Source organism: Microbacterium altimontanum, assembly GCF_058349865.2.
This window is the reverse complement of sequence record NZ_JBYRJB020000002.1, coordinates 153,396-176,401: the sequence shown is the minus strand read 5'-3', so window position 1 is coordinate 176,401 and position 23,006 is coordinate 153,396. Positions and strand designations below refer to the sequence as shown.

At 68.2% G+C, this 23,006-nt stretch carries 29 protein-coding genes; 13 read left to right on the top strand and 16 right to left on the bottom strand.

Translation table 11 applies throughout. From position 1 onward, the window contains the following. Positions 1-157: 157 nt before the first annotated feature. From AC3RX1_RS03065 to AC3RX1_RS03055, 3 genes are all read right to left on the bottom strand, one after another. Entirely contained in the window at positions 158-1,000 is an 843-nt protein-coding gene (locus AC3RX1_RS03065; protein ID WP_491499771.1) for a DUF2690 domain-containing protein, read from the bottom strand. 146 nt (positions 1,001-1,146) lie between these two features. Continuing rightward, entirely contained in the window at positions 1,147-1,977 is an 831-nt protein-coding gene (locus AC3RX1_RS03060; protein WP_491499770.1) for a helix-hairpin-helix domain-containing protein, read from the bottom strand. Further along, positions 1,977-2,636, bottom strand: coding sequence for a TetR/AcrR family transcriptional regulator (locus AC3RX1_RS03055; RefSeq protein ID WP_491499769.1), 660 nt, complete (start codon positions 2,634-2,636; stop codon positions 1,977-1,979). Before AC3RX1_RS03055 ends, AC3RX1_RS03060 begins: the two co-directional genes overlap by 1 nt. 247 nt (positions 2,637-2,883) lie before the next feature. Between AC3RX1_RS03055 and AC3RX1_RS03050 the strand changes: the two genes are divergently transcribed. The 7 genes from AC3RX1_RS03050 (at position 2,884) to AC3RX1_RS03020 (ending at position 7,213) form a co-directional block, all read left to right on the top strand. After that, a complete protein-coding gene (locus AC3RX1_RS03050; protein WP_491499768.1) occupies positions 2,884-3,264 on the top strand; it encodes an MmcQ/YjbR family DNA-binding protein in 381 nt (126 codons plus the stop codon). Positions 3,265-3,266: 2 nt separating this feature from the next. Further along, positions 3,267-3,953 carry a dihydrofolate reductase family protein gene (locus AC3RX1_RS03045; protein WP_491499767.1) on the top strand — a complete coding sequence of 229 codons (687 nt, stop codon included), beginning with the start codon at positions 3,267-3,269 and terminating at the stop codon, positions 3,951-3,953. A gap of 34 nt (positions 3,954-3,987) precedes the next feature. Beyond that, the gene (locus AC3RX1_RS03040; RefSeq protein ID WP_491499766.1) at positions 3,988-4,311 is read left to right on the top strand and encodes a YciI family protein; all 324 of its coding nucleotides are present in this window, start codon (positions 3,988-3,990) and stop codon (positions 4,309-4,311) included. Between the two features lie 50 nt (positions 4,312-4,361). Then, on the top strand, positions 4,362-5,576 hold the full coding sequence (locus AC3RX1_RS03035) for an RNA polymerase sigma factor (RefSeq protein WP_491500085.1): 1,215 nt from the start codon (positions 4,362-4,364) through the stop codon (positions 5,574-5,576). A gap of 52 nt (positions 5,577-5,628) precedes the next feature. Next, on the top strand, positions 5,629-6,234 hold the full coding sequence (locus tag AC3RX1_RS03030; RefSeq protein WP_491499765.1) for a dihydrofolate reductase family protein: 606 nt from the start codon (positions 5,629-5,631) through the stop codon (positions 6,232-6,234). Between the two features lie 139 nt (positions 6,235-6,373). Beyond that, positions 6,374-6,928: a peptide-methionine (S)-S-oxide reductase MsrA gene (gene msrA / locus AC3RX1_RS03025; RefSeq protein WP_491500084.1), complete on the top strand. Its 555-nt coding sequence runs from the start codon at positions 6,374-6,376 to the stop codon at positions 6,926-6,928. Positions 6,929-7,027: 99 nt separating this feature from the next. Beyond that, entirely contained in the window at positions 7,028-7,213 is a 186-nt protein-coding gene (locus AC3RX1_RS03020) for a DUF2795 domain-containing protein (RefSeq protein ID WP_491499764.1), read from the top strand. A gap of 57 nt (positions 7,214-7,270) precedes the next feature. Here AC3RX1_RS03020 and AC3RX1_RS03015 read toward each other — a convergent pair whose 3' ends face one another. The 6 genes from AC3RX1_RS03015 to AC3RX1_RS02990 all read right to left on the bottom strand — a co-directional run bounded on the left by AC3RX1_RS03015 (position 7,271) and on the right by AC3RX1_RS02990 (position 13,407). Further along, positions 7,271-7,822: a gluconokinase gene (locus AC3RX1_RS03015; RefSeq protein WP_491499763.1), complete on the bottom strand. Its 552-nt coding sequence runs from the start codon at positions 7,820-7,822 to the stop codon at positions 7,271-7,273. After that, positions 7,819-9,057, bottom strand: coding sequence for a D-mannonate dehydratase ManD (gene manD, locus AC3RX1_RS03010; protein WP_491499762.1), 1,239 nt, complete (start codon positions 9,055-9,057; stop codon positions 7,819-7,821). The genes AC3RX1_RS03015 and manD overlap by 4 nt, the downstream gene beginning before the upstream one ends. A gap of 13 nt (positions 9,058-9,070) precedes the next feature. Continuing rightward, complete coding sequence (gene dgoD / locus AC3RX1_RS03005) at positions 9,071-10,216, bottom strand: galactonate dehydratase (protein ID WP_491499761.1); 1,146 nt, start codon at positions 10,214-10,216, stop codon at positions 9,071-9,073. A gap of 4 nt (positions 10,217-10,220) precedes the next feature. Further along, a complete protein-coding gene (locus AC3RX1_RS03000) occupies positions 10,221-11,105 on the bottom strand; it encodes a carbohydrate ABC transporter permease (protein ID WP_491499760.1) in 885 nt (294 codons plus the stop codon). Beyond that, the gene (locus AC3RX1_RS02995) at positions 11,102-12,028 is read right to left on the bottom strand and encodes a carbohydrate ABC transporter permease (RefSeq protein ID WP_491499759.1); all 927 of its coding nucleotides are present in this window, start codon (positions 12,026-12,028) and stop codon (positions 11,102-11,104) included. Before AC3RX1_RS02995 ends, AC3RX1_RS03000 begins: the two co-directional genes overlap by 4 nt. Positions 12,029-12,114: 86 nt before the next feature. Next, positions 12,115-13,407 carry an ABC transporter substrate-binding protein gene (locus tag AC3RX1_RS02990; protein WP_491499758.1) on the bottom strand — a complete coding sequence of 431 codons (1,293 nt, stop codon included), beginning with the start codon at positions 13,405-13,407 and terminating at the stop codon, positions 12,115-12,117. Between the two features lie 145 nt (positions 13,408-13,552). Between AC3RX1_RS02990 and AC3RX1_RS02985 the strand changes: the two genes are divergently transcribed. From AC3RX1_RS02985 to AC3RX1_RS02975, 3 genes are all read left to right on the top strand, one after another. Continuing rightward, a complete protein-coding gene (locus AC3RX1_RS02985; RefSeq protein ID WP_491499757.1) occupies positions 13,553-14,341 on the top strand; it encodes a FadR/GntR family transcriptional regulator in 789 nt (262 codons plus the stop codon). A gap of 55 nt (positions 14,342-14,396) precedes the next feature. Then, positions 14,397-14,894, top strand: a complete 498-nt coding sequence (locus AC3RX1_RS02980) for a DUF6328 family protein (RefSeq protein ID WP_491499756.1) — start codon at positions 14,397-14,399, stop codon at positions 14,892-14,894. Between the two features lie 73 nt (positions 14,895-14,967). Further along, entirely contained in the window at positions 14,968-15,462 is a 495-nt protein-coding gene (locus AC3RX1_RS02975; RefSeq protein WP_491499755.1) for a metallophosphoesterase family protein, read from the top strand. Between the two features lie 34 nt (positions 15,463-15,496). On the opposite strand, the gene AC3RX1_RS02970 is transcribed toward AC3RX1_RS02975, so the two are convergent. Further along, positions 15,497-16,033, bottom strand: a complete 537-nt coding sequence (locus AC3RX1_RS02970; RefSeq protein WP_491499754.1) for a CGNR zinc finger domain-containing protein — start codon at positions 16,031-16,033, stop codon at positions 15,497-15,499. 39 nt (positions 16,034-16,072) lie between these two features. Between AC3RX1_RS02970 and AC3RX1_RS02965 the strand changes: the two genes are divergently transcribed. Further along, entirely contained in the window at positions 16,073-17,050 is a 978-nt protein-coding gene (locus AC3RX1_RS02965; RefSeq protein ID WP_491499753.1) for an EamA family transporter, read from the top strand. 60 nt (positions 17,051-17,110) lie between these two features. Here AC3RX1_RS02965 and AC3RX1_RS02960 read toward each other — a convergent pair whose 3' ends face one another. Continuing rightward, a complete protein-coding gene (locus tag AC3RX1_RS02960) occupies positions 17,111-17,554 on the bottom strand; it encodes an SRPBCC family protein (protein WP_491499752.1) in 444 nt (147 codons plus the stop codon). A gap of 32 nt (positions 17,555-17,586) precedes the next feature. Continuing rightward, entirely contained in the window at positions 17,587-19,320 is a 1,734-nt protein-coding gene (gene ctaD, locus AC3RX1_RS02955; RefSeq protein ID WP_491499751.1) for an aa3-type cytochrome oxidase subunit I, read from the bottom strand. A 378-nt stretch (positions 19,321-19,698) separates the two neighbouring features. Between ctaD and AC3RX1_RS02950 the strand changes: the two genes are divergently transcribed. Together AC3RX1_RS02950 and AC3RX1_RS02945 are read left to right on the top strand one after the other, a co-directional pair. Further along, positions 19,699-20,154 (top strand): hypothetical protein, encoded by a 456-nt coding sequence (locus AC3RX1_RS02950; RefSeq protein WP_491499750.1) that lies wholly within the window; start codon positions 19,699-19,701, stop codon positions 20,152-20,154. A 200-nt stretch (positions 20,155-20,354) separates the two neighbouring features. Next, a complete protein-coding gene (locus tag AC3RX1_RS02945; RefSeq protein ID WP_491499749.1) occupies positions 20,355-20,750 on the top strand; it encodes a four-helix bundle copper-binding protein in 396 nt (131 codons plus the stop codon). 7 nt (positions 20,751-20,757) lie between these two features. On the opposite strand, the gene AC3RX1_RS02940 is transcribed toward AC3RX1_RS02945, so the two are convergent. The 4 genes from AC3RX1_RS02940 to AC3RX1_RS02925 form a co-directional block, all read right to left on the bottom strand. Further along, positions 20,758-21,105 (bottom strand): hypothetical protein, encoded by a 348-nt coding sequence (locus AC3RX1_RS02940; RefSeq protein WP_491499748.1) that lies wholly within the window; start codon positions 21,103-21,105, stop codon positions 20,758-20,760. Between the two features lie 131 nt (positions 21,106-21,236). Next, positions 21,237-21,845: a flavodoxin family protein gene (locus tag AC3RX1_RS02935; protein ID WP_491499747.1), complete on the bottom strand. Its 609-nt coding sequence runs from the start codon at positions 21,843-21,845 to the stop codon at positions 21,237-21,239. 74 nt (positions 21,846-21,919) lie between these two features. Beyond that, positions 21,920-22,447 (bottom strand): DUF2231 domain-containing protein, encoded by a 528-nt coding sequence (locus tag AC3RX1_RS02930; RefSeq protein ID WP_491499746.1) that lies wholly within the window; start codon positions 22,445-22,447, stop codon positions 21,920-21,922. A 158-nt stretch (positions 22,448-22,605) separates the two neighbouring features. Continuing rightward, on the bottom strand, positions 22,606-22,959 hold the full coding sequence (locus AC3RX1_RS02925) for a hypothetical protein (RefSeq protein ID WP_491499745.1): 354 nt from the start codon (positions 22,957-22,959) through the stop codon (positions 22,606-22,608). Positions 22,960-23,006 lie beyond the last annotated feature (47 nt).

The window sequence follows — 23,006 nt, the reverse complement described above, 5'->3', positions numbered from 1 at the left end:
GCCGCCGGGAGACCCACTCCGCTGAGGACCGCCTGCCTGGTGGCACGCCCCAGTACTTGCCGCCAGGCAGGCGCTTTCCCCTGCGCCATTCAAGCAACCGCATCGGACACTTCGGGTTCGAGAACGCCCGATCCGAACTATCCGGAACTTTCGGCGATCAGGTGCACAGCGGCTCACCGAGGTCGATGCTCTTCCCCTGCAGAGTGATGACGCCGACCGCGCACAGCCGGGTCTGCGGCGTTGGACGCACTACCAGCGTCGTGTACGCGCTCTGCACGTTCGGCTCTGTGGCCGACTGACGATCGGGACCCTGAGCCGCGGTCTCGGGATAGATGGCGACGGTCATGGAGTTGCCCGAGAACTTCTCGTCGTACCGGGTGATCCTCGCCCAGCCGGCGTAGCACTTGTTCGACCAGATGATCTCGAGGAGCGTGTCGTTCGTGCGCGGCGACGAGGTGGCGACCTCGGCGTCGTTCACACACTCGGTCAAGGCCGGATCCACCCCGTTGTGGACGTTGATCTGCGCCCGCGGGTTCACCGAGGCGTTGGCGAGCTCATCCCGCACGGTTTGAGCAGCGCTCGTCTTCGCCTGCTCCACGACGGTGCTCGCCACCGCCCAGCTCACGCCACCCGCCAGCAGGATCCCCACCCCGAACGCGCCGGCTGCCCCGAGCAGAGCGGTCCGGCGCGGCCACGCGCTCGGCGCAGTCCTCGCTGGCGCGCTGTCGTTCACGGTGCTCTCCGGCTCGGTGAGCGTCGCCGCCAGTCCATCCCGCCGCCGCACCCACCCCGCGCTGTCCCCATCGAGCGCGCGAACGATACGGTCGACCGTGCGCGCGGACGGCAGCCGCTTGCCGGCGAACGCCTCGGAGAGCACGCTGCGCGAAATACCGGTGTCATGCTGCAGCTTGGTCAACGTCGGGCTCTCCGCGTCGAGACGCAGCGCCCGCAACGCGGCGGCGAACTCCGCGATCGAGTCCGTGCTGGATGCTGAGGTCATCGGGTCCCCGTTCCCGTGAGATCGGCTCGTACCTTCTCTGCTTACCACGACGACGATGGCCGACCGCGCTTCTCTTACCCCAGCGTGCCGCGATCCGGCGAGATCACCGAGAGCGAGAGCGAGAGCGTCACCGGAGCCCCCGGGCCTCAACCTTCGCGAAAGCTCATGCCTCGACGGCGAAGCTCTTCCTCGAGGATGCGGATCGCCTTCGGGCCGACGCCATGGATGGTCAGGATCTCGCGCTCCGTGCGCTCGGCGAGCTGTTCGTAACGGGTGATGCCGGCGGCGGCCAGCGAACGGGGAGCCACCCTCCCCGTGGAGGCCGGGAACTCCGTGGCCCTGTCCATCTGCATTCCCTCCTCGGCACTCTCGGGCGGTTCGTGCCTCACCCTAATCGGCCGGCCGGGCGGATTGTTGCTGGCGCCTCCGGAGTCCGCACGCGGCGAGGACTCCACCGGTCGCATGGCGGGCGGCGGGGTCGGGTGGCGCCCTGCCCGCGTGGCGGTGTGGAGCACGACGAGGTTCTGGGTGAGGAGAGCCACCCCGAGGGCGAGCATCACGTTGCCTTCGGTGACGGCCGGTGACGCGCCCAGGCCGGCTCCGGCGTTCGCGAGCGCGAAGCGCAGCACCACCGAGACTGCCCAGAGCGCGACGGTGAGCCAGGTGTACCGGTACCGCACCGTTCCCGTCGCATCGGCGCCGACTTCCACCGTGGCCCCGCGCGCGGCACCGAGGCCGACGGTGAGCACGAGGTCGGCGACCGCAACCCCGATCGTGGCGCCCGCGTCTCCCCGCGCCGCAACCCCGAGCCACGGCACGAGAAGGAACGCACCGACCAGCGTGACGATGACCGGCGCCGTCAGCAGTCGTCCGACCCCCGCGGCACGCGGTCGCAACCGGGTGAGGACGACCACCGTGAGGGTGACCAGGCCGACGAGAACCTGCGGCGGGACGGAGTTCAGGATCGTCGTGCTCATCAGGCGGCATCCTGTCCCATGAGGTACGCCGCCACGACGGATGAGAGCACGGCCCGGAACCTCGTGGTGCGCTCGGGATCGTCGGGGTCGTGGCCGAGCGCGCGTTGCCATGACGTGCCGCCGAGCGCGTAGCCATAGGCACCGGAGAGACCGAGGAGCAGGACCGCCTCGACTCGGTCGCGCGACGGTACCCGCTCGGCCGGAAGCGCCGCACGCAGACCCGCCTCCATCATGTCCGCGATTCCGGCGAGCCCGTCGGTGGCGAGCGTGCCATGCTCCGGATGCAAGGCAGACCATGCCCACAGCCGCACGTAACGCTCGTCGGCGAGCGCGGCGAACACGACATCCAGCATGCGAGCGGCGTAAGGGACCCCGGAGTCGTCCGAGACACGGGAGCTCACCCGCTCACGGTGGCGAGCGTCCTCTTGCCGCAGCACCTCGTGCATCAATGCACGATGCGTGCCGAAGTAGTGGCTCACGAGGCCCCGGGTCACTCCCGCTTCCGCCGCCACCCCGGCGAGCGTGACGGTATCGGGCCCATGTTCCGCGACCAGCGCGGTGGCGGCATCCAGGATCTCCCGGCGCGAGCGTTCAGGAGTGAGCCGGCGGCGTACGCGGCGACCGGCAGCGTCGCGGCCTTCGGAGTTATTGGCGCCCACGCCAATAAGTTACAGCAACCAAGCCGACGCGCTCGTTTCAGGTGTCGTCCTCGCGAAGCGTGCTCGCCCGGCGTGATGTGCTGCGCTCGCGCGATGCCGTCACTCGCGGGACGCCGATACCCGCGGTCCAGCGGCACCCGCGCGAGGCCGGTGAACGCAGGAGGTCGGCGCGAGTCACTAGAGTGTCTCGTCCAGCAGTTGCGATCCCGCTCCCGTGGTCGGCTGCTCCGTCAACGAGGAGTTTGTCATGGCGGTCCTGCAGGACGTTCTCGCGCTCGGAGCCGAGCTGGAGCGCTCGTATCAGGTGTACGTGCATGGGAGGCTCAAGTTCCGTGTCGGACAACTGGTCTATGTGGCGTTCTCGCTTGACGAGAGCATCATGGGATTCGCCTTCCCGAAGGAGGAGCGGTCGGCCCTGGTCGGAGGCGACCCTCGCACGTTCCAGATGCCATCTCCATCCGACCTGCGCTTCAACTGGGTGCAGGCGGACATGGCCTCGCTGGAGCCTTCTCAAGCCCGCGAGCTGGTCGTCGACGCCTGGCGCATGGTGGTGCCGGCCAAAGTCTGGCGCGCGTACGACCTTGCACACCCGAACGGCCCGGGTGACAAACCAAATGGCATTGGGTGAGAGTGTCCGATCCGCGGCGTCCTGTTCGTAGCGATAGTGAGGCCGCTGATGAGCTGCGGCACGGAGGCAAGGGAAGGACGGATATGAAGCTGACGACCATGACGCAGGTGACGGTGGACGGCGTGATGCAGGGAAACGGCTCTGCATCGGATGACCGGAGTAACGGGTTCGACCGCGGCGGATGGGCGCTCGGAAAGGGCGACGACGACACGCGGGCCCTGATCACCCACACTTTCCAACAGGCCGACGCGTTCCTGTTCGGCCGGCGGACGTATGAGCTGTTCGCCGGAAGCTGGGGCGCCGTCGACCAGATGCGTGCTCATCCCATCGGTATCGCCCTGAACAATGCCCCGAAGTACGTTGCGTCAACGACGCTCACCGCCCCGCGCTGGAACGGCACATCGGTGCTTCGGGATGATCTCGCATCGGCCATCCGGGATCTGAAGGCCATGCCGGGCGGCGAGGTGCAGGTGCATGGCAGCGGTGCACTGATCCGCTGGCTGCTGGAGAACGATCTCATCGACGAGATGACGTTGATCGTGATCCCGGTCATCGTCGGCCAGGGTGCCAGACTGTTCCCGCAGACGGGTCGCGACCTGGCGCTCGACCTCGTCGAATCGCGCGTCGACTCGAAGGGCGTCACGATCCAGTCATTCCGACCCGCTGGACGCCCGCAGTACGCGGCCTAAGACCCGCTCCACCGCACCACGAGAGGGGTGTCACATGCAGTACCTGGTTTCCGTGATCGATGACAAGGCCAACCCGGGCAGCACCGACCGAAGGCCGGCCATCAGCGCATTCAACGAACGACTGATCGCCGACGGGTATTGGGTGTTCGCCGGCGGGCTCGCCGACACCGACGCAGCCACCGTCGTCGACAACCGCGGCGACGGGGTGGTGTTCAGCGACGGGCCCTTTGTGGAATCGAAGGAGTACCTCGCAGGCGTCTGGGTGTGGGAGGCAGCCGACCTGGACGTGGCACTCAGGCTCGCGGCGGAGGCCTCGAAGATCTGCGACCGCAAGGTCGAGGTACGGCCGTTCCTGTGAGCGTCGTCGGCGAGGTGATCACCCGAACCCACCGTGAGGAGTGGGCGCGGATGGTCGCCTCCCTCACGAAGCGATTCGGCGACCTTGACATCGCCGAAGACGCCGTGGCCGAGGCGTTCGCGACCGCCGTCGAGCGATGGCCTGCTGACGGCACGCCGCCCAACCCCGGTGGATGGCTCACCACGACCGCGAACCGCACCGCCATCGACCGCATCCGTCGTGAACGCAAGCGCGACGGCAAGCACCTCGACGCCTTCCTTCTGCAGGCCGACGAACCAGCGGAGCCGGTCGGCGCCGTCGACGACGACCGGCTCCGATTGATCTTCACCTGCTGCCATCCCGCGCTCGCGATGGAGTCGCGGGTCGCGCTCACCCTCCGCATGGTCGGCGGGCTCACGATGCCCGAGATCGCCCGCGCATTCCTTGTGGGGGAGAGCGCTATGGGTCGACGGATCACCCGGGCGAAGACGAAGATCAAGGCAGCCGGAATCCCGTACCGCGTGCCGTCTTCGGAGGATCTGCCGACTCGGACCGCGGGTGTGCTGGCTGTGCTCTACCTCCTGTTCAACGAGGGCTACCTGGCGACCGGGTGCGACGCTGATCCCATTCGTCCCGGAATGATGGCCGAGTCGATTCGCCTCACTCGCCTCCTCCATGAGCTCCTGCCGCACGACGGAGAGGTGACCGGCCTGCTCGCGATGATGCTGCTCACGCATGCTCGATCAGCATCACGGCTCTCGAATGGCGAACTTGTCCCGCTCGCCGAACAGAGCCGGGCGTCCTGGGATTCACAGCTGATCGCCGAAGGCCACCGGCTGGTCCGGGAGCGCCTTGCAGCGGCAGCGGCCGGGTCCGCTCCAGGGCGCTATCAGATCCTCGCCGCGATCTCAGCCGTACACACCTCCGCCCCACACGTCCGCGACACTGACTGGTCGCAAATCCTCGCTCTCTACAACGAGCTCGCTCGCATCGATCCTTCGCCCATCGTCACTCTCAACAGGTCCATCGCCCTCGCCGAAGTCGAGGGCGCTGGGGTCGCCCTCGCCGGCCTCGACACACAGGCGGATGTCCTGGATGGGTACCACGCTTATCATGCGGCTCGCGCCGACCTCCTCCGCCGCCTCGGACTCGATCAGCAGTCCTACGCTGCTTACACGCGAGCCATTCAACTCGCAGGGAACACAGCAGAGGCTGCGTACCTGGCCCGTTGTCGTGACGGCCTGACGGCGGGCGGTTGGAACGAGGATGTCGCGGCCCGCGCGTAGTCTGTAGCGATGGACGCCGCCGACGTACTCAGCGCACGGGGGAAGAAGAGCGATGAATGACACCACCTGCCACATGTCGATCTCGCTCGACGGCTTCGTCGCCGGACCAGAGCAGAGCCGCGACCATCCGCTCGGGAAGCGCGGCCACGAGCTGCACGCGTGGCACCTCGGCGACGAGCGCGCCAACGACGCAGACGAGCTCGCGGCGGAGTGGCTGATGCGACCGCGAGGCGCCTACATCATGGGCCGCAACATGTTCGGGCCGATCCGCGGCGAGTGGGATGAGGACTGGCGCGGATGGTGGGGCACCGAGCCGCCGTACCACGCGCCGGTGTTCGTGCTCACGCATCACGCCCACGAGCCGATCGAGATGGAGGGCGGCACGACCTTCCATTTCGTCACCGCCGGCTTCGACGCGGCCTACGCGCGCGCCCGCGAGGTCGCCGGCGACAGCGGCGTGGACATCGCCGGGGGAGCCTCCACCGTCCGCCAGGCGCTCACGGCAGGCGTGATCGACGAGCTCACCCTCGACATCGCACCCGTCCTGCTCGGATCGGGGGAGCGGATCTTCGACGACGTCGATTCGTTCGGGTTCGAGCCGGTGGAGGCGCTGCATTCGCCGCTCGCCACCCACATTCGGTACCGCAGATCGACGTGACGAGCGGTCCTCGCCGAGCCCGTCATCCTGGCCGGGACCAAAATGCACATTCGCGGTGTTGTCAGTGATGACGCCCCCGCATCGGAGCGCGAAGAGGAGACTGGTGTCAGACGACGCCACGACACAGGAGGAGACGACCATGACGAGCGGAGCCAGCGACACCGGACAGATCCGCCGCGAACCCGGAACGGAGACCGCGGTCCTCGCCGGCGGCTGCTTCTGGGGGATGGAAGACCTCATCCGCCGCCAGCCCGGCGTGCTCGACACGCGCGTCGGCTACACCGGCGGCGAGAACGACCACGCGACCTACCGCAACCACCCCGGCCACGCCGAGGCCGTGGAGATCGTGTTCGACCCGACGAAGACGACCTACCGCGACATCCTCGCCTTCTTCTTCCAGATCCACGACCCGTCGACCCTCAACCGTCAAGGAAACGACGTCGGATCGAGCTACCGCTCGGCGATCTTCCCGCTCTCGCCCGAGCAGGAGAAGGTCGCGCGCGACACCATCGCCGACGTGGATGCGTCGGGACTGTGGCCCGCGAAGGCGGTCACGACGATCGAGCCCGCCGGCCCCTTCTGGGAGGCGGAGCCCGAGCACCAGGACTACCTCATCACCTATCCGAACGGGTACACCTGCCACTTCGCCCGCCCGAACTGGGTGTTGCCGAAGCGCGCTGCGACGGCCAGTTGACGCTCGGTCGCGGCGGAGGGGATGCTTGTCAACCCCTTCGCCGCGGTCGCGCCCGTCGCCTTAGCGTGATGCGACATTCCAACGATCACTGGAGGACGCATGGTCACCGCGATTGAACTGCAGAAGTACCTCGGCGGCGTCGACTACCCCGCCAGCAAGGACGACCTCGTTCAGGCCGCCCGCAAGAACGGCGCCCCGGACGATCTCATCTCGGCGCTGGAGAACGCGGACGGCGACTCGTTCGACGCGCCGACCGACGTCAGCAGCGCCGTCTCCGACGAGTGAGTTCGACCTCCTGACGGCGCCTGCCCGCACCGACCGGCAGGCGGGTGCGGCTGGGCGTCATGTGCGGGGCGTCGCCTGACCACCCCGGAACGACCGCCCGGCGAACGCCGCCACCAGATCCGTCACGATCCCGGCGGGCGGCCGCTCGACATCCATCGCGACTCCGGCCTCGTCCGCGGCCAGGGGTTCGAACGCGGCCAGCTGCGAGTCGAGAAGGCTCAGCGGCATGAAGTGATCGGCGCGCCCGGCGACACGCGCCGCCAGCACGCCGCGCCGAGCGTGCAGCTGCACGAGCCGAACGTCGGGCGCATGAGCGCGGATGGCGTCACGGTAGGCGCGCTTGAGCGCCGAGCACGCCATCACCATCCCGGTGTCGGCATGGGCGGCGAGTTCGCCGCCCACCCGCGCCAGCCACGGCCGGCGATCCTCATCGTCGAGCGGCGTCCCCGCCGCCATCTTGGCCACGTTGATCGCCGAGTGGAGCGAATCGGCGTCGCCGAACGGCACGCCCAGGGCCTCCGCGAGCGCCGCGCCGATGGTGCTCTTGCCGGCCCCGCAGACGCCGAGCACCACGATCAGCGGCGCCGCCGCCGCATCGCGGATGATCACCAGTCGTGTACGGTGCCGTCGGCGAGCCGGTTGTACGGCAGATACGCTTGCACATACGGGTACTTGCCCGCCTCGTCGGTGTTCAGCTCGACGCCGAGGCCCGGCTTGTCGCCGGGATGCAGCATCCCGTTCTCCCACGTGAACGACTGCTCGAAGACCTGATCCGTCTTCGCCCCGTGCTTCATGTACTCCTGGATGCCGAAGTTGTGGATCGCGAGGCCGAGATGCATCGCCGCGGCCATGCCGACGGGCGAGATGTCGGTCGGTCCGTGCATCCCCGACTTGATCTGGTACTGGGATGCGTAGTCCAGCACCTTCTTCAGGTGGGTGATGCCGCCGGTGTGGGTCACCGCCGACCGCACGTAGTCGATGAGCTGCTCCCGGATGATCTGCTGGTAGTCCCACACCGTGTTGAAGATCTCGCCGATGGCGAGCGGCGTCGTGGTGTGCTGGCGCACGAGCCGCAGCGCCTCCTGGTTCTCGGCCGGCGTGCAGTCCTCGAGCCAGAACAGGTCGTAGGGCTCGAGCGACTTGCCGAGCTGTGCCGCCTGGATCGGCGTCATCCGGTGATGCCCGTCGTGCAGCAGCGGCAGCTCCGGTCCGAACTCGCCCCGCACCGCCTCGAACACCGTCGGCACATGCCGCAGGTACGACCGGGTGTCCCAATCCTCCTCGCTCGGCCGCGCGCCGCGCTGCGCCGGCTCGTAGTCGTACCGCACGCCCGCGTTCGCCTCGAACGTCGCATTCGACGCGATGCCGTAGATCGACTTCAGTCCCGGCACCCCCGTCTGGACGCGGATGGCGCGGTACCCCTGCTCCTGATACGAGCGGATCGAGTCGAACAGCTCCTCGATGCTCTTCCCCGACGCGTGCCCGTAGGCCAGCAGCCCGTTGCGAGATGCGCCGCCCAGCAACTGGTACACCGGCAGCCCCGCTGCCTTGCCCTTGATGTCCCACAGCGCCATGTCCACCGCGGCGATCGCCGCCATCGTGACCGGGCCGCGACGCCAGTACGCCGAGCGATACAGGAACTGCCAGGTGTCCTCGATGCGGTGCGCGTCACGCCCGATCAGGAGCGGGACGACATGCTCCGAGAGGTACGCGACGACAGCGAGTTCGCGACCGTTCAGCGTCGCGTCGCCGAGACCGGTCAGCCCGTCGTCGGTCGTCAGCTTCAGCGTCACGAAGTTGCGGTCGGGGCTCGTGACGATGACTTCGGCCCGTTCGATCTTCATGAGTGGTCCTTCCTCACCATTCCGCCAGCGATCCGTCGGCGTGCCGCCAGATCGGCGACCGCCACTCGTGTCCGCGGCTGTCGGCTTCGCGCACGGCCGCCTCGTCGATCTCGATCCCGAGCCCGGGACCGGTCAGGCGCTCGATGGCGCCGTCGACGAACTTCAGCGGCTCCTTGTCGAGCACGTAGTCCAGCACCTCTGCGCCCTCGTTGTAGTGGATGCCGATGCTCTGCTCCTGGATGAGGTAGTTCGGCGTCGCGAACCCCACCTGGAGGCAGGACGCGAGGGCGATCGGCCCGAGCGGGCAGTGCGGTGCGAGCTGGACGTCGTACGCCTCGGCCAGCGACGCGATGCGGCGCACCTCGCTGATCCCGCCCGCGTGCGAGAGGTCGGGCTGCGCCACCGCGATGCCGGCCTGCAGCACGGGGAGGAACTCCTGCCGGCTGTACAGGCGCTCGCCGGTGGCCACCGGGATCGTCGTCGCGCTGACGAGCGCCCCGATGACATGCGAGTTCTCGGGAACCACCGGCTCTTCCAGGAAGAACGGATGGAACGGCTCGAGCAGCGGTGCGACCCGCCGGGTCGTCGCCAGCGTGAATCGGCCGTGGAAGTCGACGGCGATGTCGCGGGTGGGGCCGAGCACGTCCCGGGCGGCGGCCACGCGCTGGACCACGGCATCCAGTTCGGCGACCGAGCCGTTGCGACTCATCCGCCCGCTGGCGTTCATCTTCACCGCGGTGAGCCCGACCTCGATCTGCGCCTGGATGGCGTCGGCGATCTCCGACGGATCGTCGCCCCCCACCCAGCCGTACGCTCGGACGCGGTTGCGCACGGCGCCGCCGAGCAGCTGGTGCACCGGCACGTCGAGGTGACGGCCGGCGATGTCCCACAGCGCCTGGTCGATGCCGGCGACGGCGCTCGCGAGCACCGCGCCGCCGCGGTAGAACCCCGACTTGCTGAGCACCTGCCAGTGGTCCTCGATCCTGAGGGGATCGCGGCCGACGAGGTACTCGGCGAACTGCGTGACGACGGTCCGCACCGCGGCGGAATGGCCTTCGAGCGACGCCTCGCCCCAGCCGACGACGCCCGAGTCGGTCTCGATGCGCACGAACAGCCAGCGCGGCGCGACCATGAACGTCTCGACACGATCGATCAGCATGCGATCAGCCCTTCGTCGCGCCGGCGGTGAGGCCCGACACGATGTACTTCTGCGTGAACAGCGCGATCACCATGATCGGAACGGTCACCACGACCGCGGCGGCCATGAGTCCGCCCCAGTCGATGCTCGCGTACGAGACGAAGTTGAAGATCGCCACGGGGAGGGTCTTCGTGTTCGCACCGGAGAGCACGAGCGCGAACATGAAGTTGTTCCACGAGAAGATCACCGAGAGGATGCCCGACGTCGCGATCCCGGGGACGGACAGCGGCAGCGTGATCCTCAGGAACGCGCCGATCGGGGTCAGCCCGTCGACCTGCGCCGACTCCTCGAGCTCTTCGGGCAGCGAGTCGAAGAACGACATCATGATGTACACGATCAGCGGCAGCGCGACGAACATGTGCGACAGGATGAGGACGCTGTACCCTCCGACCATCCGCAGGTTCGCGAAGATGAAGTACCAGGGCACCAGCAGGCTGACGCCCGGGATGATGCGCGCCAGCAGCACGACGCCCGCGGACCGTCCCATCGAGAACCGGCTCATCGCGTAGGCGGCGGGCACCCCCACGAGCAGGGACAGCGCCGTGGACGCGAACGCGATCCATGCGCTGTTGAAGATGAACTGGAAGTAGTTGTTGCGGCCCAGCACGTTCGCGAAGTTGTCGAACGTCGGCGTGAACACCAGCGTCTTGCTCGCATCGTAGATGTCGACGTTCGTCTTGAACGACGAGAGCAGCATCCAGGCGAGCGGCAGGATGAAGACGAGCACGACGACGATCAGCGCGATCGCACGGAACCACGAGTAGGCGCGGGAGCGGATCGGCTTGCGTCGTCGCGCAGTCGGCGGCGCCGTGCGCGTCGGAGTCGGTGTCGGTGCGGTTGTCGTTGTCATTTCGACGCCTTCTCCTTTCTTCTCAGGGTGATGAGCCACATGATCCCGATGATCAGCAGGAAGAAGATGATGAGAACGGCGGATGCGACGCCGTACTCGTTGTAGTCGAAGCTCAGGCCGTACGCATAGACGTTCAGCGTCTCCACCTCGTGGAACGCGCCGCCGCCCTTGCCCTTCGTGGCGTACAGGATGTCGAAGGTCTTCAGCGCGTCGATGCTGCGCAGCAGCACCGCGACGATGACCGTCGCGCGCAGCAGCGGCAGCGTCACGAACCAGAATCGCTGCCAGGCGCTCGCTCCGTCGATGCGCGCGGCTTCGTCGGGCTCGTCCGAGAGCGACGTGAGACCCGCGAGCAGGATGAGCACGACCATCGGCGTCCACTGCCAGATGTCCATGAACATGACGGTCGGCAGGGCCGTCGCCTGGCCGGAGAGCCACGGCTGGGCGGGAATGCCGAAGTAGCCGAGCAGCTGATTCGCGAAGCCGATGTTCGGGTCGAAGATGAGCTTCCACATCATGCCGACGGCGACGGGCGTCGCGACGAGGGGGAGCAGGATCGCGACCCGCACCCAGCGCTCGCCACGGAACGGCCGCCACAGCAGCAGAGCGATGGCCATGCCGAGCACCAGCTCGATGACGAGCGCGCCGCCGGTGAAGATGAACGTGCGCCACACCGCCGGCCAGAACCGGTCGACGTCGGTGAACACGTCGATGTAGTTGCCGAGCCCGATGAATTCATGATCGGCCCGGACCGAGCCCTCCGAGTTCGTGAGGCTCAGATAGATGGTCCAAGCGAGCGGGATGGCGATGAGCAGGCCGACGATGATCATGGCCGGCGAGGCGAAGAGCCATTTCCGATGGCGGTTCGCCCAGTCCGAGAACGCCCGCTGCGGCGGGGTGCGAAGACCGGTCGTTGCAGACATCGTTCACCTCCTTGTGGATGAGGGGACCGGCGGTCCGGGGCCGAGCCATCACGACTCGACCCCGGCCGTCGCGGTGCGTCTGGTTGCTACTTGTTCTCGTCGTCGAGGAGGGCCTGGAACGCCTTGTTCCCGGCGTCGGCCGCGGCATCCGAGTCACCGCCGGTGATGGCGACGACGATCGGCTCTCCGACGATCTCGCGGGCCTCGGGCACCTTGATGACGAGCGGCCGATCGTGGCCCACGCCGTTCTTGGTGCTCACGGCGATCGCCTGGGCGAGGTCGGCCGGGTAGGTCGAGATGCCGTCGGGGTCTTCCCACACCGAGGTGCGCGATCCGGGGACTCCGGCCTTCTGGATCTCGAGCATCATGTCCTGGCTCGTCGCCCACTCGATGAACTTCCAGGCGTTGTCCTGGTGCGACGACGACTCGTTCACGCCGAGCGCCCACGAGGGCACGTTGTACGCCTTGGAACCGGCGGGGCCCGCCGGCATCGGCGCGAAGCCCACAGTGTCGGAGACCTTCGACTTCGCCGGGTCGGTGGCGTTCTTGTAGAGGCTGTCGGCCTCGGTGTAGAACGCGGCGCTGCCCTGCGTGAAGATGGCCATCGCCTCGGCCCAGCTCATGTCGGTGCTGACGTTGTCGGGCCCGAAGTCGTGGATCAGCTTGCCGTAGGTGGCGTACGCGGCCTTGGCCTCCGGGGTGTCGATGCTCGCGTTGCCGTCGGCGTCGGTGAAGTCGCCGCCGTAGCTGTACAGGAAGCTGGAGAACTGCGTGACAGCGGCCGACTTGCCCGTCCGCGCCACGAATCCTGCGACGCCCGGGTTGTCCTTCTTGATCTTCTCCGACGCGGCGAGCAGCTCATCCATGGTCTTGGGGACCTCGAGCCCCGCCGCCTTGAGCAGATCCTTGCGGTAGTAGAGGACCTCCTGCTCGGTGATGATGGGCACGCCGACGACCTTGTCCTTGTACGTCGTGGAGTTGACCGGGCCCTCCTGGAAGTCCGACCAGTTCCAGTCCTTGTTCTCCGCGACCCGGTCGCTGAGATCGGCCAGGTAGCCGTTCTTCGCGAAGAGCTTCCCCTCCTGGAGCGGGCGGTACATCATCACGTCGATGTCGTCGCTTCCCGCGTTCAGCTTCACGTTGTACTGATCGGAGAGCTGGTCCTCGCCGAACTGCGCGACCTGCACCTTGATCCCGGTCTTCTTCTCGAACTCGGGGATCTTGTCCTTGATGATGTCGGTCCACACGTGGTTGACGAGGGTGACCCGGAGGGTGTCGGAGCCCTCGGCGTCGCCCGCGCCGCTGCAGGCTGCGAGGCCGCCGGCCAAGAGGAGGGCTGATGTCGCCAGTGCGGCGGTTCGGAGTACAGATCGCTTCATTACGAGTTCCTCTGCGTTGATGGATGTGTGCGCTTCGCTGGCGCGGCGAGGTTCAGTCGCCTCGGCTACATCACCTCAATTGAGGCAACGTACCAAAAAAGATCATCTTTAAACAACCCTTGGGCGTGCTCAGTATGATCTATCCATGACAACGGACGTCAATGGGGCCCTGCCGGACGCCGAAGCCCCGCCGCCTCAGCGCAGCGGGCTCCATGCCCGGGTCCTCGACCAGCTGGGTCTCGCGCTGTGCACCGGCGAGCTGCCCGCCGGATCGGTCGTGCGGATCGACGAGCTCGAGCAGCGGTACGACGTCTCCCGCTCGGTGGTGCGCGAAGCCCTTCGCGTTCTCGCCGCCATGGGCATGGTCTCGTCGCGGCGTCGGGTCGGCGTGCAGGTGCTTCCGCAGACCGAGTGGAACCTCTACGACCCGCAGCTCATCCGCTGGCGACTCGCCTCGCCCGGCCGGATCGCACAGCTGCGCTCTCTCACCGAGCTGCGCAGCGCCGTCGAGCCCGAGGCCGCGCGGCTCGCGGCGATACGGGCGCCGCTCGCGGGTGCGAGCGAGCTCATGGGCCTCGCCGGAAAGCTGTGGGCGGCCGGCCAGGAGGGCGATCGAGACCGGTTCCTCGAGGTGGACATCGAGTTCCATCGCCTCGTCTTGACCACATCCGGCAATGAGATGTTCGCGAAGCTGCACACCCTCGTCGAGGAGGTGCTGGTCGGCCGGACCCAGTACGGTCTCATGCCCACGCATCCGCACGTCGAGGCGCTGCAATCGCACGTCGACGTCGCGAGCGCCATTCAGCGGGGGAACGCCGAGCACGCCCAGGCCGCGATGCTGCGCATCATGCAGCGCACGTTCCTCGAGATGAGCTCGATCTGGGAAGGAGGAGCGCCCGACGACGATGCGGCCGGGGGAGTGCCGACGCCATGACGCCGACCAGGGTCGTCGCCGTGGGATGCTGATCTGAGCGACGCCGGGAGGGCCGATGCAGGAACACGACGGGGACGAGCGAGACGCCACCGTGCACCGGGACGAGACGCGGGCCGAGCGCGCCGACCGCAACTGGCGCGACATCCTCCAAGAGCTCCGCGTCTCCCAGACCGGCACGCAGATCATCGCCGGCTTCCTGCTCACCCTCGCGTTCCAGCAGCGCTTCAAGGACCTCGACGAGGTGCAGGTCGGCGTCTACCTCACGCTCGTCGTGCTGGCGGCCCTGGCGACGGCGGTCGGCCTTGCACCGGTCGGTCTGCACCGGATGCTGTTCCGCCACCACCACAAGCAGCTCACGGTCCGCGCCGGCGACAGGATCCTGCGCGCGATGCTCGTGCTCGTCTCGCTCCTGACCGCCGGGGTCACGGGATTCATCTTCGACGTCGTCGTCTCCCGCACCGCCGGCATCATCGCCACGGGCGTCGTGCTGCTCGTGCTGATCGTCCTGCTCCTCGTCCTGCCTGCGATCCTGCGGCGGTACGCCGAGCGGTGACGGGCCGCCTGGTCAGCGCGGGCAGTGCGCTGACGGCTGGCATCCGTCCGGTGCTCGGCGCTACCGTCGAACCATGACGACACGCCTGCTGCTGGTCGCCGATACCCACGTGCCCAAGCGTGCCCGGGTGCTGCCCGCCGCGGTGCTGACGGCGGCGGACGAGGCGGACGTCATCGTCCATGCCGGCGACTGGGTCGAGGCATCCGTGCTCGATGAGCTCGCCGTCCACGGCGATGTGCTCGGCGTGTGGGGCAACAACGACGGCGCCGAGCTTCGTGCGCGTCTGCCCGAGGTCGCTCGGCGGCGCATCGAAGACGTCGACGTCGCGGTGGTGCACGAGACGGGCGACGCCCGCACACGGGAGCGCCGGATGGATGCCGCGTTCCCCGACGTCGACGTGCTGGTGTTCGGGCACAGCCACATCCCCTGGGACACGACGGCCCCGCGCGGCCTCCGGCTGCTCAACCCCGGTTCGCCGACCGATCGCCGGCGTCAGCCGCATCACACGTTCATGACCGCCACGATCGACGGGCCACAGCTGTACGACGTGAGGCTCGTCACGCTCTGAGGAGCCGGCTCCCGCCCGGCCGATCGCACGCCGCTCAGCCCGCGGCGCGGCGAGCCCGATACGCCGCGACGGCGTTGCGGTTCGCGCACGTCGTCGAGCAGTAGCGCTTCGACCGGTTGCGCGACAGATCGAGCGCGATCGCGTCGCAGTCGTCGTCGGCGCAGACCGAGATCCGGCTGCCCTCCTCGGCGCGCACCACGTCGATGAGCGCCATCGCCGTCTCGACGAGGATGCGCTCGGCCAGGGGGCGATCGTCCGACACGGCGTGCAGGTGCCAGTCGGCGTCGTCGTGCCGGGTGAGCCGCGGGGTGACCGTGACCGCGGCGAGGGCGGCGTTGATGTGCTCGACCATCTCGTCGCGCGGAGCCAGCAGCATCGTCCGCAGACGCGGCCGCAGCGCGCGGAGTGCGGCCAGCTCGCCCGCATCGTGGTCGATGCGACCGGTGTACGGATGCGTCTCGAGGAAGGCCTCGACGTCGGCAGCCGACGTCAGGGTGTCGGGCGGCTCGGCGGTGTTCGCGAGCTCGACGGCGCTCTGCAGCGACTCCTCGGTGTCATCGGCGAAGACCATGTTGACATCTTACACGGGACGCGAGTAGCGTCACTTGCCATGAGCACTATGGCCGATGACAGGCAAGCGACGTCTCGCATGGGCCTCGGCCTCGTGGTCGCACTCGGCGCCGCGTTCTCGTTCGGGATGTCGGGCGCGTGGGCGCGCGGGCTCATCGATGCGGGATGGACGCCGGGTGCTGCCGTCGCCGCGCGCGTGTGGGTCGCCGGTCTCGTGCTGCTCGTGCCGACACTGCTCGCGCTGCGGGGCCGCTGGGGCGCCGTCCGTCGGAACGCCGGGATGATCGCTGCGTACGGGCTCCTCGCCGTCGCGGCCACGCAGCTGTTCTACTTCCAGGCCGTCGCCGTGATGGACGTGGGAATCGCCCTGCTCATCGAGTACACCGCGCCGATCGCCGTCGTGCTGTGGCTGTGGATCCGCCGCGGCGAACGGCCGAACCTGCGCAGCGTCATCGGCGCCGTGGTCGCCTTCGCCGGACTCCTGCTGATGCTCGACATCGTCACCGGCGCCACCGTGAACGTGGTCGGCATCCTGTGGGCCCTCGCCGCCATGGTCGGCGCCGCCACCTACTTCGTGCTCTCGGCCCGCGACCACACCGGGCTGCCGCCCATCGCCCTCGCCGGCCTCGGGCTCATCCTCGGCGCCGTGTGCCTGACCGTCGCCGGCGCCGCGGGAGTGCTGCCGATGGTGTGGACGACGCACGATGTCGTCTATCGGTTCGGCGTCGTGCCGTGGTTCGTTCCGGTGCTCGCGATCGGCGTCGTCGCAGCCGCCCTCGCGTATGTCCTCGGCATCGCGTCGACGCGCATGCTCGGCTCGCGACTCGCATCGTTCGTCGCGCTCGCCGAGGTCATCGCCGCGCTGCTGTTCGGCTGGCTGCTGCTCGGGCAGCTGCCCGACCTTCTGCAGGCCGTCGGAGGGGTGCTCGTGCTGGCCGGCGTCATCGTCGTCAAGACGGGGGAGCCGGTGCCGACCGAGTTCGTGGAACCGGTGCCCGAGCACGACCTCGCCGGCTGAGTCGCAGCGGCCGGGCCGCTCGGGGGGCAGAGAGCTTCGGATGCCGCGACGCGGCGCCCGTCAGACCGGGTCGTTCATGCCCTCGCAGAGGAACGCCAGCCGCTGCAGCGTTTCAGTGTTCCGCCGCCACAGCATGAGATCGACGACGGGACCGGGCAGCAGCAGGGTCGGACCGCTCACCGGCTCCTCGTGCAGCTCGACGAGGGCTCCGCCATCCGACGGAGTGACCTCGATCACGACCCGCGCCGTGCCGATGAGCCACCCGCGCGCCTTCAGCACGGCACGGTGCGGCGGATTCCACTGGGCGATGCTCGTCGTGCCGTCGACGAGCATGGGCCACGTGCCGACGGAGTGGTGCAGCCGCGCCTCGGGGGCCGGCCACTCCTCGTCGACGTCACGCATCCGCGCCGTGCCGACCACCCACGAGGGGTACAGCCATCCGTCTGCCAGCACCCGGAACACGGCCTCGGGGGTGCACTTCAGCGTTCGCCGGTTGATCGCCATGGTTCTCCTCGGGCCGGTGCCGTGTCAGGCGCTCATCGCTCACTCGGCCCTGGCGCGCCCTCCGCAGCGACGGCGGCGTAGACGGGCGCGACGGTCTCCGGGTGGTTCAGGTCGAAGGCGGGTCGCTCGCTGCGGATGCGCGGAATCGCGACGAAGTTGTGCCGTGGCGGCGGGCAGCTCGTCGCCCACTCGAGCGATCCCCCATAGCCCCACGGATCGTCGACAGTGACCTTCGGGGCGTTCCGCGCGGTGATCCACACGTTGATGAGGAACGGGATCATCGACGAACCGAGCAGCATCGCGCCGATCGACGAGACCTCGTTCATCCAGGTCCAGCCGTCCGACGGGGCGTAGTCCGCGTAGCGCCGCGGCATCCCGTCGACGCCCAGCCAGTGCTGGATGAGGAACGTCATGTGGAAGCCGATGAACAGCATCCAGAAGTGCACCATGCCCAATCGCTCGTTGAGCATCTTGCCCGTCCACTTCGGCCACCAGAAGTAGAAGCCGGAGAACATCGCGAACACCACCGTGCCGAACACGACGTAGTGGAAGTGCGCGACGACGAAATAGCTGTCGGAGACGTGGAAGTCGAGCGGAGGCGAGGCGAGGATGACGCCGGTCAGACCGCCGAACACGAACGACACGAGGAAGCCGATGGCGAACACGATGGGCGTCTCGAATGTCACCGAGCCGCGCCACATCGTGCCGATCCAGTTGAAGATCTTCACACCCGTCGGCACCGCGATCGCCATCGACATGAGGGAGAAGAACGGCAGCAGCACGGCTCCCGTGACGAACATGTGGTGCGCCCAGACCGACACCGACAGGGCGGCGATCGCGATCGTCGCGAAGATGAGCGTCTTGTAGCCGAACAGGGGCTTGCGGCTGAACACCGGGAAGACCTCCGAGACGATGCCGAAGAACGGCAGCGCGATGATGTACACCTCGGGGTGGCCGAAGAACCAGAACAGGTGCTGCCACAGCAGTACGCCGCCGTTCGCCGGGTCGAACACATGAGCGCCGAGGATGCGGTCGGCGGCCGCACCGAACAGCGCGGCGGCGAGCACCGGGAACGCCATGAGCACGAGGACGCTCGTCAGCAGGACGTTCCAGGAGAAGATCGACATGCGCCACATCGTCATGCCCGGCGCGCGCATCGTGATGATCGTCGTGATGAAGTTCACCGCACCGAGGATCGTGCCGAAACCGCTGATGCCGAGGCCGAGGAACCACAGGTTCCCGCCGACGCCCGGCGAGAACGTGGCGTTCGCCAAGGGCTGGTAGGCGAACCACCCGAACGGCGCAGCGCCCTCGGGGGTGAGGAAGCCGGCGGTCGCGATCGTCGATCCGAACAGGAACAGCCAGAACGCGAAGGCGTTCAGCCGCGGGAACGCGACATCGGGGGCGCCGAGCTGGAGCGGCAGGATGGCGTTCGCGAAGCCGGCGAACAGCGGCGTCGCGAACATCAGCAGCATGATCGTGCCGTGCATCGTGAACAGCTCGTTGAACTGCTGTTTGGTCTCGACGATCTGTATCCCCGGCGCGAACAGTTCGGCGCGGATCAGCAGGGCCATCACGCCGCCGAGCATGAAGAACATCACCGAGGCGATGAGGTACATGTACCCGATCGTCTTGTGGTCGGTGGACGTGATCCATCGCACGACGATGTTGCCCTTCTGCTCCACCCGGGTGGAGTGGAGCAGCTCAGCCTGCTTGGGTGGGAGATCGGGCGCAGGGCGGGTGCGGCCGGGGATAGTCGTGGCCATGCTTGCATGCTGGCACCCGGTGCGCGCGAGGTGGCGCCCGTTGACGCGATGGATGAGACGGCTATAATGACGGGCCGTCCCGGGCGCGCCGGGGTGCTCGGGACCCTGGAGCTGCACGTTTCGACTGATGCGGCAGGGTTTTTCTGGCGCATGAGCGGCAACGTGCAGCCCCAGGTCGAAGATTGGCGCATCGGCATGATGCTGCAGCATTCGCGAGGAGGTCCGCGGTCGGAATCGGGGCGCGGCGTGGAGGTCGGGCGCGGCCTCGGGATCGGGCGCGGCGTGAGGACGGGCGCGGCGTGGGGCCGGCTGCTGCGGGAACGGAACCGAGCAGGATTCGAGAAGCGGCCGCGCCGCGGCATCCGTATCGTTTTCGACATGACGACCACTGAACGCAACACCAAGTCGGGTTTCACCTCGGAGGAGCGCGCCGCGATGCGCAAGCGCGCGGCGGAGCTGAAGGCCCAGGAGCGCCGGGGAATGAGCGACGAGCAGAAGTCACAGGCGGATCGCCAGGACCTCCTCGACGCGATCGCCGGCATGAACGACGCCGACCGCGCGCTCGCCGAGAAGCTCGACGAGATCGTCACGTCGGCCGCCCCGCAGCTCGGCTCGAAGACCTGGTACGGCTTCCCCGCCTACACGAGCGGCGGAAAGCTCGTGCTGTTCTTCAAGCCGGCCGCGAAGTTCAAGGACCGCTACGCGACGCTCGGCTTCGAGACCAACGCGCAGCTCGACGACGGACAGATGTGGCCGACGTCGTACGCACTCCTGCACATCGGAGCCGCGGAGGAGAAGCAGATCGCCGAGCTCGTGAAGCGCGCCGCCGGCTGATTCCGCGCGCCCAGGAATCCCGAGACGAGGGGATTCCGTCGACGAGAGGACGAACCGTTCCGGAATGCCCTCTTCTCGGCGGAATCCCCTCATGTGCGCGGGAGATGAACTGTCGACGCGGCGCCGTGCGAGGGCTACCCTGGGCCGCAGGCGGGCCTTCCTGCCCGTCTGACGGCCGAGCGCTGGCGACGGGAGACGTGATGGACGCGATGATGATGGACGCGATGAGTCGCGACATGAAGGCGATGCCCGGCATGGACACGATGGACATGTCGATGATGCAGGAGTGCATGGACGCGTGTTCCGCCTGCGAGCAGGCGTGCATGGTGTGTTCGATGCAGATGATGTCGTGCGCGCCCATGTGCATGAACTGCGCCGACATGTGCAACACCATGATGCGCGCGATGCTGCGCATGCAGGGGATGACCCCGCCCGTGATGGTCTCGATGCTCGAGGCCTGCATGGCGATGTGTCAGCTGTGCATGGACGCTTGCATGAAGCACGACGACCCGGTCTGCCAGATGTGCGCGCAGTCGTGCAAGGCATGCATGGACGCCTGCATGAAGATGCGCGACGCGATGCGGGCCGCAGCCTGATCCCTGGTCAGAGCGCGGCGACGTTGTACTGCACGCGGCCGATCGCCAGCACACCGTAGCGGGAGTGCAGGGCGACGGGCGTTCCCGGGGCGACCTCGTGGGTCGCGCCGCCCGCATTCCACACGGTGTGCGCCGCTCCGTCGAGGGCGACCAGACGGATGACGCCGCGCGCCGCGTCGACGTCGGACACGAGGGCGTCCGCCCACTCGGCCGGTGTGGCCGAGGCGAGCCGCGCCTGGATGAGGTGCAGGGCGTGGCCCGGCGCGTACGACGAGCAGGCTTCCCCGTGGGCGCACATGCACGCGACGCGCTCAGGCACCTCGAGGGGCGTCAGGCGGGTCAGCGGCGTGGTCACGAGGAACTCCTTCAGGTCGGGGTCCTTCGAGAGTACGGATGCCGCGGCCCAGCGCGAAGCCGAACGACACGGAGCGCAACATTGGCGCGGACGCTCAAGGCAACCGCGATCCCGTGCCGGCGGCCGGAGGGTCAGCCGGCCGGATAGGGCTCACCACGGAGCAGCCGGGCGAGGTGTGCCGTGTTGCGCGCGAGGGTCGCCGTCGTCTGGGCCACCTCGGTCGGCGTCTGATCGAGGTCCTTGTAGTCGGTCTTCTGCATCGCGGCGCCGTTCCAGTAGGTGCCGGCCTGGGCGGGGATCGTGAAGCCGACGTCGCCGAGCCCCTGGTAGAGATCGGCGATGATCATGTGGGCGCCGTCCTCATTGCCCACCACGGCGGCAGCGGCGACCTTGTCGAACAGAATCGGCCGCCCCGCGTCATCCGTCTCGGAGAGTTCGGCGTCGAGCCGCTCGAGCACGCGCTGCGCGACGCTCGACATGTGGCCCATCCACGTCGGGGTGCCGAAGACGAGGATGTCGGCTTCGAGGATGCGGCGGCGTACCTCAGGCCACTCGTCGCCGTCGCCCATGTCCTTGTTCACTCCCGGACGGATGTCGAGGTCGACGACACGCACCTCCTCGCCGGTGACGCCGTGTTCGGCGAGTGCCGTGAGCACCTGCTGGATCATGAGACTCGTGCTCGAGGGGGCCGGCGACGGCTTGAGGGTGCAGTTGAGGGCGAGGGCGGTGAGGTCGGTCATCGGTGCTCCTTCGTCGGGTGTTCGTCAGCGGGCGGTCGGTTCGTAGGGTCTGCCGGCTCGTCTCCTCCGTCTCGTCATCGCGTCTCGGGCGGAGTTGGCACGTAGCCCTCTCGTTGCGTCGTCTCGTCGGCGACCCGCACGCCGTAGTGGAAGACGAGCTTGCCGCCGAGCCACCCGGAGACGCCGATCGCGATGATCCCGATGATCGTGAGGATGAACCCTATGACGCTGATCGTGTCGTGGTCGGTGAACCAGCGGACGAGCAGGTTCACGAGGAAGAGCGCCGCAACCGAGAGGTTGATGATCATGTGGATCTCGGCGGTGCGGTGGGCGGTCGTCCTGTGTGCGAGCCGCGAGAAGTCGATGAGGCCGAAGATCGCGGCGAGCACCGCACCGATCAGGCCGATGAGGATGAGGATGCGCGACGCGATCGCGTACGGTTCCGGGTCGTCGGCGGCCAGGCCGATGATGTCGAAGACGAGGCTGGCGAGCCAGGTGCCGATCGGGATCACGACGATCACCGGATGGATCGGGTGGCCGTAAAGACCGGCGATCGGCGTGCGGGGGCGTTTGGCCTCGGCCATTGCTGTGCTGTCGTCCATGGCTCCTCCTGCCGCGGTTCCCTGGGGTCGAGACGCGCTCGTCGTCTGGCCCTGACGCTACGTGTCGAGAGGGGGTCGGCGAAGGGGGTTGACAGGGTCAGACGCCGTCAGCCGTGCTGTGCGAGCCGTCGAGGGATGCCGCGACTTGCGCGGTTCCCTCACCCTGCCCGGAACCGCACCGCCTCTCGCAGGAACGCGACCCACGCCGCCTCGGCCGACACGCCGACCCACTCGCGCATCGTGCGCGTGCCCATCGTCACGGGCTCCGCGTCGCCCGAGGCGATCGCCGCCGCCGCACGATCGCCGCGGATCTTGACGATGAGCCGGCCATCGTGCGCAATGAAGGCGATGTTCACGCCGTCCGCGGCGATCGACGGCCCACGGAAAAGCGATCCGATCGACAGCGCCGGCGCCGCGGGTCCCGGTGCGTCGCCGCCGCGCGCGTCAGCAGCCGCCTGCATCGCGGCGATGAGCTCCATGAGCCGATCCCGCCGCTCATCGATGGTCGTCATGTCGGATCCCTCCGTCGGGATGACGTCCATCCTGCCGCGGGCCGCGG